The 17,697-nt window shown below is 63.1% G+C and carries 13 protein-coding genes; 12 read left to right on the forward strand and 1 reads right to left on the reverse strand.

Annotated features, from left to right (window positions below; translation table 11 throughout):
• Nucleotides 1-21: 21 nt before the first annotated feature.
• From bioB to QRN70_RS18065, 11 genes are all read left to right on the forward strand, one after another.
• Nucleotides 22-1,077: a biotin synthase BioB gene (bioB, locus tag QRN70_RS18015; protein WP_285419286.1), complete on the forward strand. Its 1,056-nt coding sequence runs from the start codon at nt 22-24 to the stop codon at nt 1,075-1,077.
• Between the two features lie 173 nt (nt 1,078-1,250).
• The gene (gene bioF, locus QRN70_RS18020) at nt 1,251-2,429 is read left to right on the forward strand and encodes an 8-amino-7-oxononanoate synthase (RefSeq protein ID WP_285419287.1); all 1,179 of its coding nucleotides are present in this window, start codon (nt 1,251-1,253) and stop codon (nt 2,427-2,429) included.
• Nucleotides 2,422-3,153, forward strand: a complete 732-nt coding sequence (locus QRN70_RS18025; RefSeq protein ID WP_285419288.1) for an alpha/beta fold hydrolase — start codon at nt 2,422-2,424, stop codon at nt 3,151-3,153. Before bioF ends, QRN70_RS18025 begins: the two co-directional genes overlap by 8 nt.
• Complete coding sequence (gene bioC / locus QRN70_RS18030) at nt 3,146-3,958, forward strand: malonyl-ACP O-methyltransferase BioC (protein WP_285419289.1); 813 nt, start codon at nt 3,146-3,148, stop codon at nt 3,956-3,958. Before QRN70_RS18025 ends, bioC begins: the two co-directional genes overlap by 8 nt.
• Nucleotides 3,955-4,635 (forward strand): dethiobiotin synthase, encoded by a 681-nt coding sequence (gene bioD, locus QRN70_RS18035; protein ID WP_285419290.1) that lies wholly within the window; start codon nt 3,955-3,957, stop codon nt 4,633-4,635. The genes bioC and bioD overlap by 4 nt, the downstream gene beginning before the upstream one ends.
• 108 nt (nt 4,636-4,743) lie before the next feature.
• Entirely contained in the window at nt 4,744-5,040 is a 297-nt protein-coding gene (locus QRN70_RS18040) for a pyrroloquinoline quinone biosynthesis protein PqqE (RefSeq protein ID WP_285419291.1), read from the forward strand.
• Nucleotides 5,041-5,316: 276 nt separating this feature from the next.
• Nucleotides 5,317-7,122, forward strand: a complete 1,806-nt coding sequence (locus QRN70_RS18045) for a phenylacyl-CoA dehydrogenase (protein ID WP_285419292.1) — start codon at nt 5,317-5,319, stop codon at nt 7,120-7,122.
• Nucleotides 7,123-7,396: 274 nt separating this feature from the next.
• Nucleotides 7,397-9,499, forward strand: coding sequence for a cytochrome-c peroxidase (locus QRN70_RS18050; RefSeq protein WP_285419293.1), 2,103 nt, complete (start codon nt 7,397-7,399; stop codon nt 9,497-9,499).
• Nucleotides 9,500-9,709: 210 nt separating this feature from the next.
• Entirely contained in the window at nt 9,710-10,999 is a 1,290-nt protein-coding gene (locus tag QRN70_RS18055; protein WP_285419294.1) for a GGDEF domain-containing protein, read from the forward strand.
• A 91-nt stretch (nt 11,000-11,090) separates the two neighbouring features.
• Nucleotides 11,091-12,887 (forward strand): acyl-CoA dehydrogenase C-terminal domain-containing protein, encoded by a 1,797-nt coding sequence (locus QRN70_RS18060; protein WP_285419295.1) that lies wholly within the window; start codon nt 11,091-11,093, stop codon nt 12,885-12,887.
• 201 nt (nt 12,888-13,088) lie between these two features.
• Nucleotides 13,089-14,867: an acyl-CoA dehydrogenase C-terminal domain-containing protein gene (locus QRN70_RS18065; RefSeq protein WP_285419296.1), complete on the forward strand. Its 1,779-nt coding sequence runs from the start codon at nt 13,089-13,091 to the stop codon at nt 14,865-14,867.
• Between the two features lie 227 nt (nt 14,868-15,094).
• On the opposite strand, the gene QRN70_RS18070 is transcribed toward QRN70_RS18065, so the two are convergent.
• Nucleotides 15,095-16,024, reverse strand: coding sequence for a LysR family transcriptional regulator (locus QRN70_RS18070; RefSeq protein WP_285419297.1), 930 nt, complete (start codon nt 16,022-16,024; stop codon nt 15,095-15,097).
• Nucleotides 16,025-16,193: 169 nt separating this feature from the next.
• Between QRN70_RS18070 and QRN70_RS18075 the strand changes: the two genes are divergently transcribed.
• Nucleotides 16,194-17,477 (forward strand): aspartate aminotransferase family protein, encoded by a 1,284-nt coding sequence (locus tag QRN70_RS18075; RefSeq protein WP_285419298.1) that lies wholly within the window; start codon nt 16,194-16,196, stop codon nt 17,475-17,477.
• Nucleotides 17,478-17,697 lie beyond the last annotated feature (220 nt).

The following is a 17,697-nucleotide window of genomic DNA, read 5'->3' on the forward strand; positions in this document are numbered from 1 at the left end:
AGCATAACCAAGGAATCGCCCATGAGCGCCAGCACCTCTGCCACCCTGCGTCACGACTGGTCTTTGGCCGAAGTCAAAGCCCTTTTCGTACAGCCATTCAACGACTTGCTGTTCCAGGCGCAGACCGTGCACCGCGCGCATTTCGACGCCAACCGCGTCCAGGTTTCCACGTTGCTGTCGATCAAGACCGGCGCCTGCCCGGAAGATTGCAAATATTGTCCGCAGTCCGGTCACTACAACACCGGCCTGGAAAAAGAGAAGTTGATGGAAGTGCAGAAGGTCCTCGAAGAGGCGGCCCGTGCCAAGGCCATCGGTTCGACCCGGTTCTGCATGGGCGCGGCGTGGAAGCACCCGTCGGCCAAGGACATGCCCTACGTGCTGAAGATGGTCGAAGGCGTGAAAGCCATGGGCCTGGAAACCTGCATGACCCTCGGCCGCCTCGACCAGGAGCAGACCGAAGCGCTGGCCAAGGCCGGCCTCGACTACTACAACCACAACCTCGATACCTCGCCGGAGTTCTACGGCAGCATCATCACCACGCGCACCTACAGCGAGCGCCTGCAGACCCTGGCCTACGTGCGTGACGCCGGGATGAAGATCTGCTCCGGCGGCATCCTCGGCATGGGCGAGTCCCTCGATGACCGCGCCAACCTGCTGATCCAGCTGGCCAACCTGCCCGAGCACCCGGAATCGGTGCCGATCAACATGCTGGTGAAGGTCGCCGGCACGCCGCTGGAAAACGCCGAAGACGTCGATCCGTTCGACTTCATCCGCATGCTCGCCGTGGCCCGTATCCTCATGCCGCAGTCCCACGTGCGCTTGTCCGCCGGCCGCGAAGCGATGAACGAACAGATGCAGGCACTGGCGTTCTTTGCCGGTGCCAACTCGATTTTCTACGGCGACAAGCTGCTGACCACCGCCAACCCGCAGGCCGACAAGGACATGCAACTGTTCGCGCGCCTGGGCATCCAGCCGGAAGCCCGCGAAGAACATTCGGACGAAGTGCACCAGGCCGCCATCGAGCAGGCGCTGGTGGAGCAGAAGAGCAGCGAGCAGTTCTACAACGCGGCGGTCTGAAACTCGCCCCGATTTTGCTGAAGGAACACTCCCCCTGTGGGGAGCTGGCTTGCCAGCGATAGCGGACTGACAGTCGACACTGATGTTGAATGTGGTGCCGCCATCGCTGGCAAGCCAGCTCCCACAGGATCGGTGTCCATCCTGATTCATGTGATTTGCTGTTCGAGGCTTGCATGTCTTTCGATCTCGCCGCACGCCTGGCTGCCCGTCGTGCCGAAAACCTCTACCGCCAGCGTCCGCTGCTCGAGTCTCCGCAGGGGCCGCAGGTGTTGGTCGACGGCCAGCCGCTGCTGGCGTTCTGCAACAACGATTACCTGGGCCTGGCCAATCACCCGCAGGTGATCGAGGCCTGGCGCGCCGGTGCCGAGCGCTGGGGTGTCGGTGGCGGTGCCTCGCACCTGGTGATCGGCCATAGCGGCCCGCACCATGCGCTGGAAGAGGCGTTGGCCGATCTCACCGGGCGACCGCGTGCGCTGTTGTTCACCACCGGCTACATGGCCAACCTCGGCGCAGTGACCGCACTGGTCGGGCCGGGCGACACCGTGCTCGAAGATCGCCTCAATCACGCTTCGTTGCTGGACGCCGGGTTGTTGTCCGGCGCGCGTTTCAATCGCTATCTGCACAACGACGTCGGCAGCCTCGCCAAGCGCCTGGAGAAAGCCAGCGGCAATACCCTGGTGGTCACTGACGGCGTGTTCAGCATGGACGGCGATCTCGCCGACCTGCCGGCGCTGGCCCGAGAGGCCAAGGCCAAAGGCGCCTGGCTGATGGTCGACGACGCCCATGGTTTCGGCCCGTTGGGGGCGAACGGTGGCGGTATCGTCGAGCATTTCGGCCTGAGCCAGGAGGACGTGCCGGTGCTGGTCGGCACGCTCGGCAAGGCGTTCGGCACGGCGGGCGCGTTCGTCGCCGGCAGTGAAGAGCTGATCGAAAGCCTGATCCAGTTCGCCCGGCCCTACATTTACACCACCAGCCAACCGCCAGCGCTGGCCTGCGCGACCTTGAAAAGCCTGCAACTGCTGCGCAGCGAACACTGGCGCCGCGAGCATTTGCAGACGCTGATCCGCCAGTTCCGCCACGGCGCCGAGCAGATCGGGCTGGAATTGATGGACAGCTTCACGCCGATCCAGCCGATCCTGGTTGGCGATGCCGGCCGTGCTGTGCGGCTGTCGCAGATGCTCCGCGAACGCGGCTTGCTGGTGACCGCGATCCGCCCGCCGACCGTGCCCGCCGGCAGCGCCAGGTTGCGCGTGACGCTGACCGCCGCCCACAGCGAGGCGCAGGTGCAGCTATTGTTAGAGGGACTGGCCGATTGCTTTGCCCACCTGAAGTCGGAGCCAAGCCATGCGTAATCGCCTGATTCTGCTGCCCGGCTGGGGCCTCGGCGTTTCGCCGCTGGAACCGCTGGCCGTTGCATTGCGCGGGCTCGACGAACACCTGCAGGTGGCAATCGAACCGCTGCCGGACCTCGATTCCAGCGATGTGCAGGACTGGCTCGACGAACTCGGCGAGCGTATTCCCCAGGACGTCTGGCTCGGTGGCTGGTCGCTCGGTGGCATGCTCGCCAGCGAGCTGGCGGCGCGCCGCGGCGAACATTGCTGCGGCTTGCTGACCCTGGCCAGCAATCCTTCGTTTGTCGCCCATGACCAATGGCCGAGCGCGATGCCCGCGCCCGCCTTCGATGCGTTCCTGGCCGGCTGCAATGCCGACCCGCGCCTGACCCTCAAACGGTTTTCCCTGCTGTGCGCACAAGGCGCGCAGGATCCGCGTGGCCTGGCGCGGCTGCTGCTCGGCGGCGCACCGCCTACGGCGCCGCCGGCGTTGATGGCCGGGCTCGAGCTGCTCGCCAGGATCGACACACGCGAGGCCTTGCAGGCGTTCGGCGGGCCGCAATTGCATCTGTTTGCCGGCCTGGATGGCCTGGTGCCGGCCGAAGCGGCAGGGGCGTTGTTCACGCTGGTGGCGGATGTCGAGGTGGGCCTGATCGAACAGGCCAGCCATGCGTTTCTTCTGGAAGACCCGCATGGAGTGGCGGGCGCGATCCAGGCTTTTCTACATGAGTGCGGCGATGACTGATTTATCTCTAGTGGCGCTGCCCGGCGGCTTGCCCGACAAGCGCCAGGTGGCGGCCTCGTTCTCCCGCGCAGCGGCCAGTTACGACAGTGTGGCTGCGCTGCAGCGCGATGTCGGCAACCAGTTGCTGCAGCGTTTGCCGCCAGGGTTCGGCGCGCCGCGCTGGCTGGACCTGGGCTGTGGCACCGGGCACTTCACCCGCGCGCTGGGCACGCGTTTCGCCGACAGTGAAGGCCTGGCGCTGGATATCGCCGAGGGCATGCTCAACCACGCCCGGCCGTTGGGCGGCGCCACGCACTTTATCGCCGGTGATGCCGAACGTCTGCCGTTGCAGGATTCGACCTGCGATCTGATCTTTTCCAGCCTCGCCGTGCAATGGTGCGCGGATTTCCAAGCGGTGCTCGGTGAAGCGTTCCGGGTGCTGAAACCGGGGGGCATTTTCGCGTTTGCTAGTCTCTGTGTAGGGACACTGTACGAATTGCGTGACAGCTGGCGTCAGGTCGATGGCCTGGTCCACGTCAACCGTTTCCGCGAGTTCGCCCGTTATCAGCAGTTGTGCGCGGCCAGTGGCTTGCGCACAGTGAGCCTGGAGAATCGACCGCACGTATTGCACTACCCGGATGTGCGCAGCCTGACCCATGAACTCAAGGCGTTGGGTGCGCACAATCTCAATCCCGGCCGTCCCGGCGGGTTGACCGGACGGGCGCGGATTCTGCGGCTGGTCGAGGCCTACGAGCAGTTTCGCCAGTGCGCGGGACTGCCGGCGACTTATCAGGTGGTCTATGCCGTGTTGGAGAAGCCTTTATGAGCGCAGCCTATTTCATCACCGGGACTGACACCGATGTCGGCAAGACCACCGTCGCCGCCGGCCTGCTGCACGCGGCGCGTTCGGCGGGATTGAGCACGGCGGCGGGCAAGCCGGTGGCGTCCGGCTGCGTGGTGACGCCGCGCGGTCTGCGCAATGCCGATGCGCTGGCGCTACAGGCCGAGTGCTCGCTGCCGCTGACCTATCAACAGGTCAATCCGGTCGCGTTCGAACCGGCCATTGCCCCGCACCTGGCGGCACGCGAGGCCGGCGTGGCGCTCACGGTGCAATCGTTGCTGGCACCGATGCGCGAGATTCTCGCCATGAAGGCCGACTTCACCCTGATCGAAGGGGCGGGTGGCTGGCGGGTGCCGCTGGCGGACCAGGACAATCTGTCGGATCTGGCCATCGCCCTGCGGTTGCCGGTGATCCTGGTGGTCGGCGTGCGCCTGGGTTGCATCAGTCATGCCCTGCTGACAGCAGAAGCGATTGCCCGCGATGGCCTGCAACTGGCCGGGTGGGTGGCGAACATCATCGACCCGAAAACCTCGCGGCTGGAAGAAAACCTCGCGACCCTGGCCGAGCGGATTCCCGCGCCGTGCCTGGGACGGGTGCCGAAACTCAAGACGCTGAGCGCCGAGGCGGTGGCGGCGCATTTGCAGCTGGACCTGCTCGACTAAGCTTTTGCCTATGAACAGGCACTGTGCCATTAGTGTTTTTGACGGGTGTTTTTCTGACGCCTCTGATTCAATGGCTGCCATTGATCCTTGCCAAGGATGAGAGTGACCATGGAAATTTCTGGAAGCACAGCTTTTTATGCCGGCCTGAGCACCATTCAGACCGGGCAGAACCGCGTCGATCAGGCGGCCGGTCAGATCGCCAGCAACACCATCGAGCGGGCGGTGACCAGCCAGTCTTCCGAGGCGCAGGTCGATCGTCTGCGCAGTGTCGATCGCAGCCAGCAAATGGACCTGGGCAGTGACCTGATGCAGATGGCCCAGGGCAAGTTTCAGGTGGAGCTGGGGGTGAAAGTTGCCAAGGCTTCCGACGAAGTGCTCGGTACGATCATCGACACCTTTGCCTGATTTGCACCACGCTGAGCCTGCTCAACGCCGCGCCTTGTCGCGGCGTTTTTCGTTGTAAGTCCTTCTCCCTCAACTAATCTTTTTGCAGTGGCCATGGCTCGTTCAAGCGCATGGCGGTTTGTTGTGCGCGCTGTCGGCACGCAGCGAAGACGAACGGCAAAAGATCGACGCTTGACAAGATTTCGGCGTAAACGTATGTTTCAAACAACTGTTTGACCGTCACAACAAATCCATGCGGTCGTTCATTCCCGGTTACATCAGCAGAGGTTTATCGCTATGCCTGACTACAAGGCCCCCTTGCGTGATATTCGCTTCGTTCGTGACGAACTGCTCGGCTACGAAGCGCACTATCAGAGCCTTCCGGCTTGTGCGGAGGCAACTCCGGACATGGTTGACGCCATTCTCGAAGAAGGCGCCAAGTTTTGTGAGCAGGTGCTGGCTCCGCTGAACCGCGTGGGTGACATTGAAGGCTGCACTTGGAGCGAGTCCGGCGTGAAAACCCCGACTGGCTTCAAAGAGGCTTACAAGCAATTCGTCGAAGGCGGCTGGCCAAGCCTGGCCCACGACGTCGAGCACGGCGGTCAGGGCCTGCCGGAATCGCTGGGCCTGGCGGTCAGCGAAATGGTCGGTGAAGCCAACTGGTCGTGGGGCATGTACCCAGGCCTGTCGCACGGCGCGATGAACACCATCTCCGAGCACGGCACCCCTGAGCAGCAGGAAGCCTATCTGACCAAACTGGTTTCCGGCGAATGGACCGGCACCATGTGCCTGACCGAACCGCACTGCGGCACCGACCTGGGCATGCTGCGCACCAAGGCCGAACCTCAGGCCGACGGTTCCTACAAAGTCTCCGGCACCAAGATCTTCATCTCGGCCGGTGAACACGACATGGCCGACAACATCGTCCACATCGTTCTGGCCCGCCTGCCGGACGCTCCGGCGGGCACCAAAGGCATTTCCCTGTTCATCGTGCCGAAGTTCCTGCCGAACGCCGATGGCACCATCGGTGCGCGCAACGCCGTGAGCTGCGGCTCGCTGGAACACAAGATGGGCATTCACGGCAACGCCACCTGCGTGATGAACTTCGATGGTGCCACCGGTTTCCTGATCGGCCCGGCGAACAAAGGCCTGAACTGCATGTTCACCTTCATGAACACCGCACGCCTGGGTACCGCGCTGCAAGGTCTGGCCCACGCCGAGATCGGCTTCCAGGGCGGCCTGAAATACGCTCGCGACCGTCTGCAAATGCGCTCCCTGACTGGCCCGAAAGCGCCGGACAAGGCTGCTGACCCGATCATCGTCCACCCGGACGTACGTCGCATGCTGTTGACCATGAAGGCCTTCGCCGAAGGCAACCGGGCAATGGTGTACTTCACCGCCAAACAGGTCGACATCGTCAAGTACGGCGTCGATGAAGAAGAGAAGAAGAAAGCCGACGCACTGCTGGCCTTCATGACGCCGATCGCCAAGGCGTTCATGACCGAAGTCGGTTTCGAAGCCGCCAACCACGGCGTGCAGATCTACGGCGGCCACGGCTTCATCGCCGAGTGGGGCATGGAGCAGAACGTACGCGACAGCCGCATTTCGATGCTGTACGAAGGCACCACCGGCATCCAGGCACTCGACCTGCTGGGCCGCAAAGTGCTGATGACCCAAGGCGAGGCTCTGAAGGGCTTCACCAAGATCGTCCACAAGTTCTGCCAGAGCAACGAAGGCAACGAAGCGGTCAAAGAGTTCGTCGAGCCACTGGCTGCGCTGAACAAGGAATGGGGCGAGCTGACCATGAAGGTCGGCATGGCTGCCATGAAGGATCGCGAAGAAGTCGGCGCGGCTTCCGTGGACTACCTGATGTACTCCGGTTACGCCTGCCTGGCCTACTTCTGGGCTGACATGGCGCGCCTGGCTGCCGAGAAACTGGCCGCCGGTACTTCGGACGAGGCGTTCTACACCGCCAAGCTGCAAACCGCGCGCTTCTACTTCCAGCGCATCCTGCCGCGTACCCGTACGCACGTGGCGACCATGCTGTCGGGTGCCAACAACCTGATGGATATGAAAGAAGAGAACTTCGCCCTGGGCTACTAAGCCTCGAGGCGGGTTCCTCGAACCGCTGCCCCTTGGGGCAGCGGTTTTTTTATGCCCGCCATGCCTCCCCACTATTGGGGCGGGTGCCCCAACCAAAGCAATTCTTCCTCACCCGCAAAGCCACCGCAGCGCCGTCGCAGACGGCCGGCAACGGCATGGCAAATTAATTGCACCGCCGCTGATAACCGGCGACAGAGACGACTCGTGAGCTGCGCAACCACGCCTCCAGCCCGGTGACTGCCTATAAAAATGACAGGCCAGCAGGGTGAAACTCATGAACAGTTCTGTGGTGATGCGTTTGATCTGCCTCGTGACGTGTGTCCTGGCGTCGATTGTCGCCATCGCCGCCGATGTGCCGATCCCGGTGCCGGAGGTGCCCAGCCTGCAAACGCTGCACGGCCTGGTGCCGCCGGATCCGTCCGGCTTCGAGGCTGGGCGCAAGGTCGACCTGAGCGACTACGTGCTCAACCGCTCCGCCGCGATCCTGCTGGGCAAGGCGTTGTTCTGGGACATGGAAGTCGGCAGCGACGGCGCCACCGCTTGCGCGTCCTGCCATTACCACGCCGGTGTCGACCATCGCATCACCAACCAGCTCAACCCCGGCCAGGCCCACACCAATGCCAACGTCGCGTCGATTTTCAACAAGCCGTTCGTGGCGGCCGACATCCCCGGTGACGTGGCGTCCTACACCACCCTGTCCGGCGGCAAGGGCGGGCCGAACTACACGCTGAAGAAAACCGACTTCCCGACCCATGTGCTGAGCAACCCGCTGGAGCGCAACTCGCCCATCATTTATTCGACGGACGATGTGGTCGGCTCGCAAGGCGTGTTCGATGCCAACTTCGTCAAACCCAATCAGGCGCGTTTCGACAAGTGCACGCAGCAGCCGGACGGCATCTTTCAGGTCGGCGGCATCAATGTGCGGCGCAGCACCGGGCGGAACGCGCCTTCGGTGATCAACGCCGCGTTCAACGTGCGCAATTTCTGGGACGGCCGGGCCAACAACGTGTTCAACGGTTTCTCGCCGTTCGGCAACCGGGATCCGGACGCCGGCATCTACGTGACCAGCGACCGCAGCGGCGTCGCGCAGAAAGTGCGCCTGGCGCTCAACGATGCTTCTGCCGCCTCGCAAGCCGTGGGCCCGCCCGGCAGCGCGGTGGAAATGTCCTGCGGCGGACGCACTTTCGCCGACATCGGCCGGCGCATGCTCGACACGCTGATGCTCAAGCAGCAGCGGATTTCCTCCACCGACTCCGTGCTGGCCCCGGTGTCCGGCGCTCGCCGGCCGACCTATCGCGAGTTGATCAAGAACGCCTTCCAGCCACGGCTGTGGAACGCCACGCAAAACGTTTCGGTGGGCGGTGCGCCGTACACCCAGATGGAAGCCAATTTCCCGCTGTTCTTCGGGCTGGCGATCCAGTTGTATGAAGCCACGCTGGTGTCCGATCAGGCGCCGCTCGATGCTTACCTGCAAGGCGATCAATCGGCGCTGAACGCGCAGCAGGTCGAGGGCATGAACCTGTTCCTCGGCAAAGGCAAATGCGTCAACTGCCACGGTGGCGCGGAACTGACCAATGCCGCCAGCCGCCTGCTGATGCATCCGCGTGAGCGCATCGAGCGCATGGTCATGGCCGACAACCTGACCACCCTCTACGACAACGGTTTCTACAACACCGGCGTGCGCCCGACCGCCGAAGACCTCGCCCTCGGCGGCGCGGATGCCTGGGGCAACCCGTGGTCATTCACCCGCCAGTACAACAAAGTCCTGCAGGGCGGCAACATTCCCGATCCGCTGGACGTCGACGTCTGCACCTTCGAAGCGCCGCTCAGCGCAGCACAGCCCTGCGACGCCACGCTCAAGCCGAATGTCGGTTTCCGCGACGCCGTCGACGGCGCCTTCAAGACCCCGACCCTGCGCAACATCGCCCTGACCGGCCCGTACTTCCACAACGGCAGCCGGGCGACGCTCAGGCAGGTCATGGAGTTCTACAACCGTGGCGGCGACCGGCGCGGGGAAGACTCGAACAACACCAGCGGTTTCGAGCACCCGGCGGTGAACCAGCACAACAGCTCCAACCTCGATCCGGACATGACCGCGCTGAACCTGACCCCGGATGAGATCGATGCGCTGGTGAAATTCATGGAAGTGGGCCTGACCGATCCGCGTGTCGCCTGGGAGCGAGCGCCGTTCGATCATCCTTCCCTGGCGATCCCGCAAGGCCACGTCGGTGACGAAAACGCCGTGACCCAGCGCCCGGCCAGCCCCAAAGTCACCACCCGCCAGGCGGCGGATGCATTGATCAATCTCAAGCCTTATGGCGCCGAGGGACGGCGCCCGGAGGAGGGGCCGTTGCTGCCGTTCTACAACGACCTGTGAGTACGCTTTGCAGCCATGGCCAGCACCAATGATGGCCATGGCTGGCGCCCGGCGTCCGTCAGGGCAAAAAACCTTGCCGATTGCCTCAGCAACTCGGCTCTTCTGCCGTTAAAGAGACTGCCTGTGATCTGGATCACATTGTGTGTGCTTAACTGGCCACATTGCAGGCACAATGCCATCTCTTAGCCATGACGGGTCGGAGCTTTACCCTTGCCGCGTTCTTCCGCTGTACGTTTCAGCCATTTCCTACCTTCACTGCTGTTGTTGCTTGCGGGGTTGGCGGCTGCGTACGTCAAAGACCTCAACGTATTCTTCACCTCGCTGTTCAACGTGCTGCCGACCCTGGTGCTGCTGCTCGGTGGTGCCTATTGCGCGGTTTACCGACGTCAGCGCGAACTGTTTCTGATGCTCACGGTGTACATCGCCTACTTCCTGCTCGATACCCAGACCGACTATTACCGCGACAACGGCAAGGTCCGTGAAGATGCCGCCGTGGTGTTCCATCTGGTGTGCCTGCTGCTGCCACTGCTGTTCGGTCTGTTCGCGGCGTGGCAGGAGCGCACGCATCTGTTCCAGGACATGGTGGCGCGGTTCGCCGTGCTGCTGGCCTTCGGCAGTGTCGCGCTGGGCCTCGAGCAGAGTTACCCACAGGCGCTGCTGCTGTGGCTGTCGGAAATCCGCTGGCCGGCGCTGCACGGCGCGTGGATGAGCCTGATCCAGATGTCCTATCCGGTGTTCCTCTCGGCGTTCCTGTTGCTGGCCTGGCAGTACTGGCGCAATCCGCGGCCGCTGCACGCGGCGCAATTGGTGGGATTGCTCGGGGTGTTCTGGATGTTGCCGAAAACCTTCATCCTGCCGTTCACCCTGAACATCATGTGCAGTCAGGTGATGCTGATGATTGCGGCGGCGGTGGCACACGAGGCCTACCAGATGGCCTTCCGCGACGAGCTCACCGGTCTGCCGGGGCGCCGCGCCCTCAACGAACGCATGCAGCGCCTGGGCCGCAACTATGTGCTGGCGATGAGCGACGTCGATCACTTCAAGAAATTCAACGACACCCATGGCCACGACGTCGGTGACCAGGTGTTGCGCCTGGTGGCCAGCAAGCTGTCGAAAATCAGCGGCGGCGGCAGGGCATATCGCTATGGCGGGGAGGAATTCGCCCTGGTGTTTGCCGGAAAGACCCTTGAAGAGTGCATGCCGCACCTGGAAGTGATTCGCGAGTCGATCGCGTCCTACAACATCCAGCTGCGCAACCAGGAAAACCGACCGCAGGACGACCAGCAGGGGCGCCAGCGCCGTGGCGGTGCCGGCGCGTCGAGTGTGTCGGTCACGGTCAGTATCGGCGTTGCCGAACGGGTCGAGCAGCGCACGCCGGAAGAGGTGCTGAAGTCCGCCGACCAGGCGCTGTACAGCGCCAAGGGCGCCGGGCGCAACTGCGTCATGGCGTTCGGCCAGAACCGCCGTGGGGCGGTACGCATGGACACGGCCGCAGGTTGAGTGATGACGGCGCATTCAGCGTCTGCACAGTGATTGTCGACGCCGGGTGGCCGGCAGTAGGTTGGACCGACCTGCTGACGGAGAAGCCACCATGCCCGAGTACAAAGCTCCCCTGCGCGACATGCGCTTTCTGATCGATCACGTCTTCGACTTCCACGCCAACTACGCCGCTCTCGGCGCCCATGACGCCAGCCCGGACATGATCGGCGCGATCCTCGAGGAGGGCGCAAAATTCTGTGAGAACGTGCTGGCACCGCTCAATCGCAGCGGTGACGAAGAGGGCTGCCATTTCGCCAATGGCGTGGTGACGACCCCGGCAGGCTTCAAGCAGGCCTTCGCTCAATACGTCGAGGGCGGCTGGCACGGGCTGGCGGCGGATCCGGCTTACGGCGGCCAGGGCCTGCCGAGTTCGCTGGGGCTGGTGATCAGCGAAATGGTCGGCTCCAGCAACACCTCCTGGGGCATGTACCCGGGCCTGACCCACGGCGCGATGTCGGCGATCCACGCCCACGGCACCGCCGAGCAGAAAGCCACCTACCTGAGCAAACTCACCGCCGGCCAGTGGACCGGCACCATGTGCCTGACCGAAGCCCATTGCGGCACCGACCTGGGCATCATCAAGACCCGCGCCGTGCCCCAGGCCGACGGCAGCTACGCGGTCAGCGGCAGCAAGATTTTCATCTCCGCCGGCGAGCACGACCTGAGCGACAACATCATTCACCTGGTGCTGGCCAAGCTGCCGGATGCGCCGGCCGGAACCAAGGGCATTTCCCTGTTCATCGTGCCGAAATTCCTTGCGGACGCCTCCGGCGATGCGGGCGAGCGCAATGGCGTGTCGTGTGGCTCGATCGAACACAAGATGGGCATCAAGGCGTCGGCCACCTGCGTGCTCAACTTCGACGGGGCCAAGGGCTTCCTGATCGGTGAGCCGAACAAGGGCCTCAATTGCATGTTCACCATGATGAACCATGCGCGGCTCGGCACCGGCATGCAGGGCCTGTGCCTGGGCGAGGCGAGCTTCCAGGGTGCGATCAAGTACGCCAGCGAACGCTTGCAGATGCGCGCCCTGACCGGTGCCAAGGCCCCGGACAAACCGGCCGACCCGATCATCGTCCACCCGGACGTGCGCCGCATGCTGCTGACCATGAAAGCCTTCAATGAAGGCAACCGCGCGCTGACCTACTTCACCGCGCAGATGCTCGATGTCGCGCACTTGAGTGCGGATGCCGAGGCGCGTCAGGAGGCCGAGGACCTGCTGGCGTTCCTCACCCCGATCTGCAAGGCGTTCATGACCGATACCGGGCTGGAGGTGACCAACCTCGGCATGCAGGTGTTCGGCGGTCACGGTTTCATCCGCGAATGGGGCATGGAGCAACTGGTGCGCGATTGCCGCATCGCGCCGATCTACGAGGGCACCAACGGCATTCAGGCGCTGGACCTGCTCGGCCGCAAAGTGCTGGGCAGCAAGGGCAAATTGCTGCGCAACTTCACCAAGATCGTGCACAAGTTCTGCGCGGCCAACGCCGGGCATGCGCAATTGGCCGGGTTTGTCGCGCAACTCAATGAACTCAACCAGCAGTGGGGCGACCTGACCATGAAGGTTGGCCTGGCGGCGATGAAGAACCCCGACGAAGTCGGAGCCGCGTCGGTGGATTACTTGATGTACAGCGGTTACATCATTCTCGGCTACCTGTGGTTGCGCATGGCGCTGGTGGCGCAGGCGCAACTGGACGCGGGCGCGGGGGAGGCGGATTTCTGTCGGGGCAAATTGGCGACGTGCGAGTTTTACTTCAAGCGGCTGCTGCCGCGTACGGCGGCGCATCGGGCGGCGATCGAAGCGGGCAGTGATTGCTTGATGACGCTGCCGGCAGAGTCGTTTGCCCTGTAGCGCAACAGCCAGACAGCGCAGCCTTTACCAATGCCTGCAGGGGGTCAGGCGCGGGTAAAGGCTGCGCTGTTTTCGCCGGTGACTAAAAATAACAAAACGGTCACCGGTTGACCCTATGTGTCGCAAAAGTTGTTGAGGTACACTCGGACTCAACGAAACCACCCTTCACGAATCACCTGTTTAGATCCTGCGAGGTTTGCCATGGCTGACTACAAAGCGCCGCTGCGCGATATGCGCTTCGTCCTCAATGAAGTGTTCGAGGTCGCCAAACTCTGGGCCGAGCTGCCGGCACTGGCCGAGACTGTCGACGCCGAAACCGTTGAAGCCATTCTCGAAGAGGCCGGCAAGGTCACCAGCAAAAGCATCGCGCCCCTGAGCCGTGCGGCTGACGAAGAAGGCTGCCACTGGAAGGACGGTGCCGTCACCACTCCGGCCGGTTTCCCACAGGCCTATCAGACTTACGCCGAAGGCGGCTGGGTCGGCGTCGGCGGTGATCCGGCCTACGGTGGCATGGGCATGCCCAAGGCCGTGTCGGCTCAGGTCGAAGAAATGGTCAACTCCGCCAGCCTGTCCTTCGGTCTGTACCCGATGCTGACCGCCGGTGCCTGTCTGTCGATCAACGCTCACGCCAGCGAAGCGCTGAAAGCCGCTTATCTGCCCAACATGTATGCCGGCATCTGGGCCGGCTCGATGTGCCTGACCGAGCCGCACGCCGGCACCGACCTGGGCATCATCCGGACCAAGGCCGAACCGCAGGCCGACGGTTCCTACAAGATCAGCGGCACCAAGATCTTCATCACCGGCGGTGAGCACGACCTGACCGAAAACATCATTCACCTGGTGCTGGCCAAACTGCCGGACGCGCCAGCCGGGCCGAAAGGCATTTCGCTGTTCCTGGTGCCGAAGTTCCTGGTCAATGCCGATGGCAGCCTGGGCGCGCGCAACCCGGCGAACTGCGGTTCGATCGAACACAAGATGGGCATCCAGGCGTCCGCGACCTGCGTGATGAACTTCGACGAAGCCGTCGGTTACCTGGTTGGCGAGCCGAACAAAGGCCTCGCGGCGATGTTCACCATGATGAACTACGAGCGCCTGGGCGTCGGTATCCAGGGCCTGGCCAGCGGCGAGCGCTCGTACCAGAACGCAATCGAATACGCTCGCGACCGTCTGCAGAGCCGCTCGCCGACCGGCGCGCAGAACAAAGACAAAGTTGCCGACCCGATCATCGTCCATCCGGACGTGCGCCGCATGCTGCTGACCATGAAAGCCTCGAACGAAGGCGGCCGGGCGTTTTCCACCTACGTGGCGATGCAACTCGACACCGCCAAGTTCAGCGAAGACGCCACCACCCGCAAACGCGCGGAAGATCTGGTCGCGCTGCTGACGCCGGTGGCCAAGGCGTTCCTCACCGACCTCGGTCTGGAAACCACCGTCCACGGCCAGCAGATTTTCGGCGGCCACGGCTACATCCGCGAGTGGGGTCAGGAACAACTGGTGCGCGACGTGCGCATCACCCAGATCTACGAAGGCACCAATGGCATCCAGGCGCTGGACCTGGTGGGGCGCAAGATCGTCGGCAGCGGCGGGGCGTTCTACAAGCTGTTCGCCGACGAGATCCGCCATTTCACCGCGACGGCCAGTGCAGATCTCGGCGAGTTCACCAAGCCGCTGAACGCGGCGCTCGATACCCTCGACGAACTCACATCGTGGCTGCTGGACCGGGCGAAAACCAATCCGAACGAGATCGGCGCGGCGTCGGTCGAGTATCTGCAAGCGTTCGGCTACACCGCATACGCCTACATGTGGGCGCTGATGGCCAGGGCGGCCCTGGGCAAGGAAGCGCAGGACGATTTCTACGCGAGCAAACTCGGCACCGCGCGGTTCTACTTCGCCCGCCTGCTGCCGCGGATTCACTCGTTGAGCGCATCGGTGAAGGCCGGCAGCGAGTCGTTGTTCCTGCTGGATGCGGCGCAGTTCTGAGGATGTAACGTCATGTAAGCAATCTCTTACATGACGTGCTGCTGTTCTCCCATAGGCGCAGATTGGATCCAGAGCTAATCTACTTTCCATGGACGTCGCGCAGGAAGCGCAAAGTAACAACACGGACACGTAGGATTCTGCCAGGGTGGCGGAGTGAAATGGATGTCAGGGAAACAGTCTGCAAAACCCCGCTTCGGCGGGGTTTTCTTATGCCCGCAGAAAAGTTTTCAGCTCAGCGGATCCAGCAGCGACGAGCCCTTCAGTGGCTTGTCTTCGCGCTCCAGCACCTCTTCGAGCAGCGTCCGCAACAGGGCCAATGACGCCTGCTGGCGTTGTACGTCGCGACACACCAGACCTACTTTCAGTGGCACCCGGGGTTCGCTCAGCGGCTTCCACAGCAGGTCCTGCTCGTCGTATTCCTTCTGTGAGCGTCCCGGCAACACCGTCGCCAGCCGGGTGTGCGGCAGGCTGTCGAGAATCCCCAGCATATTGTTCAGTTCGGCCTGCACTTGCGGGCGGCGGCCGAGGCTGGCCAATTGCGCCTGCCAGATCTGGCGGATCTGAAATTCTTCGCCGAGCAGCAGCATCGGCAATTCGGCCGCCTGGCGCATCGACACCTTCTTGAATTCACGCAACGGATGATCCGCCGGGATGACCAGGGTCAGTTCATCTTCGTACAGCATCACACCGTGCAGGCCCGGCTGACGCGGAGGCAGATAGCCGATGCCGATGTCCAGCGAACCGTTGAGCAGGCGCCGCTCGATCTCCAGCCCGGTCAGTTCGTAGATCTGCACCACCAGGTGCGGTTGCGCCTTGCGCACGCGCTCGAGCATCTGCGGCACGAGGCTGGTATGCACCGTTTGCAGCACGCCGATTGCGAGGGTCCGCAAGGCCTGCCCCTTGAAATTGCCCAATGCTTCGCGCGCCCGTTGCAGCCCGTCGAGCAACGGCAGCGCATGGTTGTACAAGGTGTGCGCAGCGAGGGTCGGCAGCAGGCGTTTGTTGCTCCGCTCGAACAGGGTCACATCGAGGTTCTGTTCGAGCTGGCGGATCTGTTGCGACAGTGCCGGCTGTGAGATCGACAGGCGTTCGGCAGCACGGCCGACATGCCCTTCCTCGTAGACCGCGACGAAATAACGCAGTTGCTTGAAATCCATAAGTAATGCTTATCGAAAATGCTGGGAAATCGAAATGGCTCTTGGCCGTCGCTGGGCCTAGTCTAACCGCATTCACAAGGCTTACAGGCCCGGAAATGGCAATGACCAGCGTTTGCGTGGAAAAGCTTTACATAGGCAGTTCAAAAAACCTCCAGCGAGGTTTTTTCCAATGAATCTGTTCAGTCTGCGGCGCTCGGCGCCGAGCCTCGATGACCTGGCCTTCGAAACGGCCGAGGCGGATCCCGGCGACAACCTCAACACCCAACGCCTGATGCCCAGTGTCGAACGCCCGCAGCAGGTGTTTGTTCGCGGTCAGGGCTCCTGGCTGTGGGACAGCAACGACCGTGCCTACCTGGACTTTTCCCAGGCGGGCGGCGCCAACAGCCTCGGCCATAGTCCTTCGGCACTGGTCAAAGCCATTGCCAGTCAGGCCCAGGCCCTGATCAATCCCGGTTTCAACCTGCACAATCGCGGCATGCTCAGCCTCGCCGAACGTCTGTGCGCCAGTACCGGCAGCGATCAGGCGTACTTGCTCAACAGCGGCAGCGAGGCCTGCGAAGCGGCAATCAAACTGGCGCGCAAGTGGGGCCAGCTGCATCGCGGCGGCGCGTCGCGGATCATCGTCGCCCGACAAGGCTGCCACGGTCGTAGTCTGGCAACCATGTCGGCGTCGGACAGCTGCAACCTGCATAACCGTTTTGCCCCGCAGTTGCCGGGTTTCGATCTCGTGCCGTTCAACGACTTGCCAGCGCTGCACGCGGCTGTCGACGCGCAAACCGTGGCAATCATGCTCGAACCGATCCAGAGCGACGCCGGGGTGATTGCGGCCAGCGAACACTATCTCAAAGGTGTCGAGCGCCTGTGCCGCGAACTGGGCATTCTGCTGATCCTCGACGAGGTGCAGACCGGCATCGGTCGCTGTGGCACTTTGCTTGCCGAACAGTCCTACGGTGTGCGCGCCGATATTCTCGTGCTCGGCAAAGGCCTCGGCGGTGGTGTGCCGCTGGCGGCACTGCTGGCGCGCGGCAAGGCCTGCTGTTTCGCCCCCGGCGAACTTGGTGGCACCCACCACGGCAACGCCTTGATGACCGCTGCTGGCCTGGTGGTGCTCGACAGCGTGCAGGATCGCGCCTTCCTCGAGCAGGTGCGCGACAACGGCCAGCATCTGCGCGAAGGCCTGGCGCGGCTGGCGCACCGCTATGGTCATGGCGAGCTGCGCGGCCAAGGCCTGTTCTGGGGACTGACCCTGTCAGACGATTCAGCCCAGGCCGTGGTCAATGCTGCACTGCACGAGAGGCTGCTGCTCAACGCTCCGCAGGCCGACTGCCTGCGCTTCACCCCGGCCTTGACCGTGAGCAAGGCCAACATCGACGAAATGCTCCTGCGCCTGGCCCGGGCCTTCGCCCGCGTGCGCACTGCACAACTGCAATGCCGCAAAGGGATTGCCGTCTGAGCGGAAGTTTCCTACCCGAATTGAAGAACCGTCTCGCGGTATAACGCACGCCTCACGCCTGATTCTTTTGGCGTGGGGCGTTTTTTTTGTCGCGGGGTTTTGCCCGGCGCGTATTAGCGCTTGAAGTGACGGCTGGGCCAATGCTTTTTTAGAAAGCGTCGACAGGGAGTGTCGGCGCCGAGGCGGCCAAAGACTGGCTTATCTATACCACTGGGTGGTA

It is taken from the genome of Pseudomonas sp. efr-133-TYG-5 (assembly GCF_030209175.1).
Taxonomy (GTDB): Bacteria; Pseudomonadota; Gammaproteobacteria; order Pseudomonadales; family Pseudomonadaceae; genus Aquipseudomonas.